The organism is Bacillus sp. JJ1474 (genome assembly GCF_036965225.1).
Lineage (GTDB): Bacteria > Bacillota > Bacilli > Bacillales > Cytobacillaceae > Cytobacillus.
This window is the reverse complement of record NZ_JBALPC010000075.1, coordinates 9381-15603: the sequence shown is the minus strand read 5'-3', so window position 1 is coordinate 15603 and position 6223 is coordinate 9381. Positions and strand designations below refer to the sequence as shown.

The 6223-nt window shown below is 37.8% G+C and carries 7 protein-coding genes; 3 read left to right on the top strand and 4 right to left on the bottom strand.

All coding sequences use genetic code 11. The annotated features are described in order from the left end of the window. Positions 1 to 161 precede the first annotated feature (161 nt). The 3 genes from V7164_RS11005 to V7164_RS10995 are packed head-to-tail and all read right to left on the bottom strand — an operon-like array spanning position 162 to position 2531. The gene (locus V7164_RS11005) at positions 162 to 1835 is read right to left on the bottom strand and encodes a b(o/a)3-type cytochrome-c oxidase subunit 1 (RefSeq protein WP_335344208.1); all 1674 of its coding nucleotides are present in this window, start codon (positions 1833 to 1835) and stop codon (positions 162 to 164) included. Between the two features lie 47 nt (positions 1836 to 1882). Beyond that, complete coding sequence (locus V7164_RS11000; RefSeq protein WP_335354092.1) at positions 1883 to 2359, bottom strand: cytochrome c oxidase subunit II; 477 nt, start codon at positions 2357 to 2359, stop codon at positions 1883 to 1885. A 22-nt stretch (positions 2360 to 2381) separates the two neighbouring features. After that, entirely contained in the window at positions 2382 to 2531 is a 150-nt protein-coding gene (locus V7164_RS10995) for a cytochrome c oxidase subunit 2A (RefSeq protein WP_315665247.1), read from the bottom strand. 359 nt (positions 2532 to 2890) lie between these two features. Between V7164_RS10995 and V7164_RS10990 the strand changes: the two genes are divergently transcribed. Further along, the gene (locus V7164_RS10990) at positions 2891 to 3478 is read left to right on the top strand and encodes a xanthine phosphoribosyltransferase (protein WP_335344192.1); all 588 of its coding nucleotides are present in this window, start codon (positions 2891 to 2893) and stop codon (positions 3476 to 3478) included. Between the two features lie 338 nt (positions 3479 to 3816). Here V7164_RS10990 and V7164_RS10985 read toward each other — a convergent pair whose 3' ends face one another. After that, a complete protein-coding gene (locus V7164_RS10985; protein WP_335344193.1) occupies positions 3817 to 4272 on the bottom strand; it encodes a chemotaxis protein CheX in 456 nt (151 codons plus the stop codon). A 354-nt stretch (positions 4273 to 4626) separates the two neighbouring features. On the opposite strand from V7164_RS10985, the gene V7164_RS10980 reads away from it, so the two are divergent. Together V7164_RS10980 and V7164_RS10975 are read left to right on the top strand one after the other, a co-directional pair. After that, on the top strand, positions 4627 to 5715 hold the full coding sequence (locus V7164_RS10980) for a type III polyketide synthase (protein WP_335344194.1): 1089 nt from the start codon (positions 4627 to 4629) through the stop codon (positions 5713 to 5715). A gap of 3 nt (positions 5716 to 5718) precedes the next feature. Beyond that, positions 5719 to 6223: isoprenylcysteine carboxyl methyltransferase family protein (locus V7164_RS10975; protein ID WP_335354091.1), on the top strand; the 505-nt coding region annotated here is incomplete at its 3' end.

Genomic DNA, 6223 nt, shown 5'->3' with positions numbered 1-6223 from the left:
CCTCGAGGTCACAAGCCAAGCCTCCCGGAAAGATAAAGTACATCTTTCCGTGAGGCTCGTCTTGTGCTTGTCGGGGGTGGACACAAAGGAAAGCTTCTGCGAATATTCATCGCAGGAACAATTGTCCTTTGATTGTTCCGAAGGCGCTTCCGCTTTTCAAATTACCATAATTTAAATCCTTTAGCTCCCGGAGGCGCATTTTGGATTAAATCAATGAGTGGTAGTGTATAAGCGAAAAGAATCAATGCAGCTGTAATACCAACCCATAATTTCCAGTTGTCGAAAACCATTGGAGTCTTTTCTGCCTCATCTGCTACTTCGCCAACAGGGAATTCCTGATCTCCTTTAGGAGCGAAGAAGGCAAGATTAACAAAAATGTAAAGCATAAGGATAATACCAATGAATAGGATAGATCCGCCAACTGCTTGTGCAATCTGATATGGAATCCATTCTAATGCTTGTGGAGCGCCACCGTATTCAGAGTAGGCTGAGCGGCGAGGTGCACCAAGTAGTCCAGCGGCATGCATAGCTCCAGACATAAATGTCATCCCAATTGTCCAAATTATCCCTTGAATCATTGCTAATTTATTTAATTTCTTCGTAAATACTCTGCCAGTTAAGTGTGGAATTAACCAGAAAGAAATGCCGAAGAATGTAAGCATAACTGCAGTAGCAGCTGTTAAATGGAAGTGACCTGTAACCCAAATCGTATTGTGAACAACTTGGTTCATTTGGTGAGAAGCGTTAACAATACCGCCAGCTCCGCCAGGGATAAAGGATAGCATTCCGATAAATGGAATTGTAAAGCGTGCATCTCCCCATGGAAGCTTCTTAAACCAGCCAAATAGTCCTTTTGCACCTTTTGAACGTCCGAAGCTTTCGAAAGTAGCAAATAGTGAGAAAGCCGTCATCATAGATGGAATAACAACAAGGAATGTTAATACAACCTGTAAGAATTTCCAAGCTGGATCAATTCCGGGCTCCAACAACTGATGGTGGAAACCAACTGGGATTGAGAAAAGCAATAATAGAACAAATGACATCCGAGCTAAAGAGTCTGAGAAAATCTTTCCGCCGATTATTTTTGGGATAATGACATACCATGCCATATAAGCTGGCAATAACCAGAAGTAAACTAGCGGGTGTCCAAAATACCAGAATAATGTACGGCTGACACCGATGTTAATAGTGTCTACTAGACCAAGTGACCATGGTAATAATTGGAATAAAACCATTACCGCTACACCAATTGTCGCTACATCCCACATAATAAATGTAATCACTGACATGAAAGTGAGAAGAGGGCTTGGCGTCCCAGGATTTGCTTTTTTCCATTCGCCATATTTCATGTAAACTATTGCACTATCAAACCAAGTTCCGACAATGACTAATGTTAAGCCTAGGTAGAATAGAAAATGGGCTTGAAGTGGTGCGTAAAAAGTAAATAATACTGTAGCTTCATTTAATAGAATCATTGTAGCAGCCATTACAGTACCGATAGTCTTTAGCCAAAATCCGATCCAGCCAATGGTCCGCTGGCGTCCAGTAAAGGTTCCTGAAGTTTTGCTTACTGAAGAAATCATAAATCCAATGATAAAGAATATAGTTAGAACAAGTCCTAATACAACACCGTGAACCGTAAGAATTTGATAATAACCAATTCCAGCAGGCAAAACAAATTTTCCTGAACGAACTAATACTTGTAATAAACCTGCAAGTCCGCCAATTGCTAGGGCGATGAATGCCACATAGAAGTGGGCCATTGCTAATTTACCATCACGGCGGTCAACTTTTGTATTTGCTTGTTGCTTCAGCGTAATGTTTGCTTTTGTCATTTTGCCGTCACGGCGGTCAGCTTTTGCAGTTGCTTCTTGTGTAAGCATTATTCAACCACCTCAATTTTCGAAGTCATCATATGGTGACCAACTCCGCAATATTCATTACATAAAACTAAAAATTCACCAGCTTTATTAAAATTATAAACATTTTCACTTATGTAGCCTGGCTCTAGCATCATATTAACGTTTGTGCCGGCTACTTCAAAGCCGTGGATAACATCTTTTGTGGTGGCAATGACTTTAACTTTTGCACCTTTAGGAATTTGAACCTCACCAGGCTCATAATTGAAGGCAGATGCTACAAATACTAGTTCGTAATCCCATTCCTTCCCTTCAACCTTTTTAAGACCAGGTTCATTAAATGGCGCTGTTGTATCAACTTTCTCTGGATCTATGACTGCTAAACAGCTTGGCGGCTGATTTCCTAAATAGAACGCGCTAACCCCTATAACAGTTAAAAATACGAGCAGCGAACCGATTCCAAAAATAAGCCAAATTTTTTCAAACTTATGCATATGCATGGCTTTTTTCCCCTTTCAACTATTAAGAACGATCTAAGAATAATGAATAAATGCTAACCCAAGTAACGATTAAGATTACTCCTAAAATCATTACAGATGCCAACGTCCCCTTTAATGAGGAACTATCTTCAATTTCAGTTTCTGGTTGTCTACTTAGTTCTGGTTTCGCCATTTTCTTCACTCCTTTCGGAAATTTGGAAAAAGTAAATGATTACAATTTCATAATACTCTACTATTAAAGAGAATCTAGATGGTTTTTCTGAGTTCACAAATTGTTCATTCGTTACTTTATCACTATGGTAATAGTGAAAAATTGATAAAACAGTGATGTATATCACATAAAAAGGAAGAGAATTGTGAAGAAATTGTGAAGATCAGTTATTCCTGTTTATAATAGGAAGTGAATAGATTTATTGTGTAAGCCTGAAGATCTTTGCCTCACACATTATAATAATGTGGACATTGATTTTCAGGAGTTTTTTTCGTACTTTAATTAAGCGGAATCTTTTATTTACGAGGGGGACCTGAATAATGGAGTTATTAAAGAACAAAATTAAAGAGGATGGTATTGTGCTTTCAGATACTGTGCTAAAGGTAGACGCTTTTCTGAACCACCAGATTGATCCTCTGTTGATGTATGAAATCGGAAATGAATTTGCCAGCCGTTTCCGTAACGAAGGCATTACAAAAATATTAACACTTGAATCTTCTGGAATCGCGCCATCAGTCATGACAGGTTTACAGTTAAACGTACCTGTTATCTTTGCTAGAAAACGTAAATCATTAACCTTAATAAATGAACTATATACTGCCAATGTTTATTCATTTACAAAGCAGGAATCGAATGAAATCTCTATTTCATCAAAATATTTACATACGGATGATCGCGTACTGATTATTGATGATTTCCTGGCAAACGGTCAGGCAGCAATGGGACTTATTGATATGGTTAAGCAAGCAAATGCTAAAATTGCTGGAATTGGAATTGTCATTGAAAAAGGTTTCCAGGATGGGGGCAAAATCCTTCGAAAAGATGAATATCGTGTAGAATCACTAGCTATAGTAAGCTCACTGGAAAATGGGGAGGTAACTTTTGCACAGGAAAAAGTTGTGGAATGAAGCAATGAAACAACATCCATATAAGGATTTGCTTCATAAAGAAGAAACCGCCTGATGGGCGGTTTTGTTGTTTAATGGATTTCCCTAATTTCCCACGTATTTTTACTTTCACACATCCATATTTATGTAAATATAATGGTTTAACCGAAACTCTACAGGATGTGAACATCAAGAATGGAAAAATATTATTGCGATCATTGCAGACTTATCTATCACAAGAAAGAGTTTTGCAAAGTTTGTGGAGCGCTAGCAGAAAAAAAGATTATTATCGAAGTCCAAAAACAAAATAACCCTAATAATGATTAACCTCCAAAGTAACTGGGTACGTTAATTACGTGTTATCCGACTTCTACCATTAATACAATCATCAAGCTTCCCGCATCACGAATAGTGACTGGCAAGCGAAAGGCTTTAGTGAAACCATATACCTTCGTTTGTCCGACCAAAACAGTTGGGGGAGTAATATCCATCTCAAATCCTCTCTGTGAGACATAGGTTGAAATGCTTCCTGCAATCATATTACCAAGCTCACCAGCAAAGGATTCTAGCATTTCACCTTCAAGCACCATTCCAAACATAGCTTCACCAATCTTGCCAAAAACCAATTCATCGCCATCGATGATAATTCGTCCTCTTGCATCACCTGTCATCCCAATTAAGACTCCTATGGAATGCTGAGTGAAGGGCTGGGTAAATAGGGCTGGTTTTTCTACATGAATCTCTAATGGCACAACCGATTTTACAGCCTCAATTGTTCCGTTCAAAATATCAGTTACACTTTTTGTGATCGACATACAGCATTCCCCCAAGAACATCAATAGTCCTATTTTAACATTTTATTAAAAAGAAATTGTTAAAAATTGATGAAAAAAATTATATTCTGTTACTTATTTCCTTGATAATCTAAACGACATATTCTTTGTATTAACACATTTGGTAATGTTTTGGTGATGCTTCCTCAATAAAAAGAATTTATAATAATAGATGCACAGCAACTCCTTCAAAACGTTAGCTTCCTCAGTCAGAGGGAGCTTTTTTTAGTTATGTCACTATGTTTGCTTCTTCTGTGCCCCTAACTGTGAAGTTAAATGAATATTATGCATTTATTGGGAAAAATTAACGATAAGCATAAAGAAGGAGAGATCGATATGCCATCAATTGTCTCTGTTGCAGAAGCTATACCTGTCCATTCTCTCAATCAGGAAGAGGTAATGGAATTTGCTAGAGATCTATTTTCCGAATCCTTTTCGAATATTGAAAGGTTATTAAGGGCATTTCATAATGGTCAAATTGAAAAACGGCATTTTGTGAAAGATATGGAATGGTATAAAAAGGAGAAAACATTTGAAGAAAGAAATCAAGCATACATAGAATGCGCTGTAGAGCTAGGTGTTGAAGCAATTGAAAATTGTTTGAAGAGTAAGGATTTCCTCAGCAGAGATATAGCGTACGAAGAAATTGATGCTATTTTTTTCATCTCGAGCACTGGGATTTCTACACCAAGTATTGAGGCAAGAATCATGAACAGGCTTATCTTCCATCCACATACAAAGAGAATTCCCATTTGGGGATTAGGTTGTGCTGGCGGAGCTTCGGGATTGTCGAGGGCATATGAATATTGCCTTGCTTTTCCAAAAGCAAAAGTCATTGTGCTTGCAATTGAATTATGCAGCTTAACCTTTCAAATGAATGATCGTTCGAAAAGTAACTTAATTGGCACCTCTCTTTTTGCCGATGGTGCTGCATGTGCACTCATTGCAGGGGATCAGGCTGATAGAAATACCTTTCAGAAGCTTGAATCAGTACCCGCCATTCTTCGTACCCAATCAACGTTCATGCAGGATTCATTAGATGTGATGGGCTGGGAAGTAAAGAGTAAAGGCCTTTATGTTGTTTTTTCGAAAGATATACCCTCGATAATAGAAAGCTGGCTCAAGCCTGCTGTTTTAGACTTTTTGGTGAAAGAACGAATGGAGATAGATGAAATTAACTATTTCATTGCACATCCCGGCGGAAAAAAAGTGATTGATGCCTATATTCAATCCATCGGTTTCGAACCGGAAATGACAAGGATTTCTCTCGAGGTTCTTAAAGAATACGGAAATATGTCTTCAACGACCATATTATATGTATTAAAAAGGTTTATGGAAATAGGGAAAAAGGGAGAATACGGTCTTGCAACCGCTTTAGGACCGGGATTTTGTTCGGAAATGCTGTTGCTGAGATGGGAGAATTAGCAAATGCTTTTTACGATTTTTATTACAGTGACTATTTTGCAGAGAATAGTTGAATTAATAATTGCAAAGAAAAACGAACGCTTTATGAAAAGCCAAGGAGCGCTTGAGTTTGGACAATCACATTATCCTTTCATTGTAGCCGTACATAGTTTGTTTTTTGTTTCCTACATATTAGAGGTAAGCTTTGTTGGCCATGAAGTTTCCTCCTATTGGCCCATCCTATTCCCATTATTTTTACTTACACAAGCAGGGAGAATTTGGGCGCTTAAATCTCTAGGCCCATATTGGAATACAAAAATTATTGTTTTGCCTAATGCTAGGATCATTAGAAAGGGACCGTATCGTTTCTTCAAACATCCTAATTATATCATTGTTTCTGCTGAATTTCTCATTATACCACTTATGTTTGAAGCCTATATAACAACGGCGCTCTTTACTATAATGAATATCATCATTTTGGCGATTAGAATTCCAGCTGAAGAAAATGCATTAAAGAAATTAACGGCAT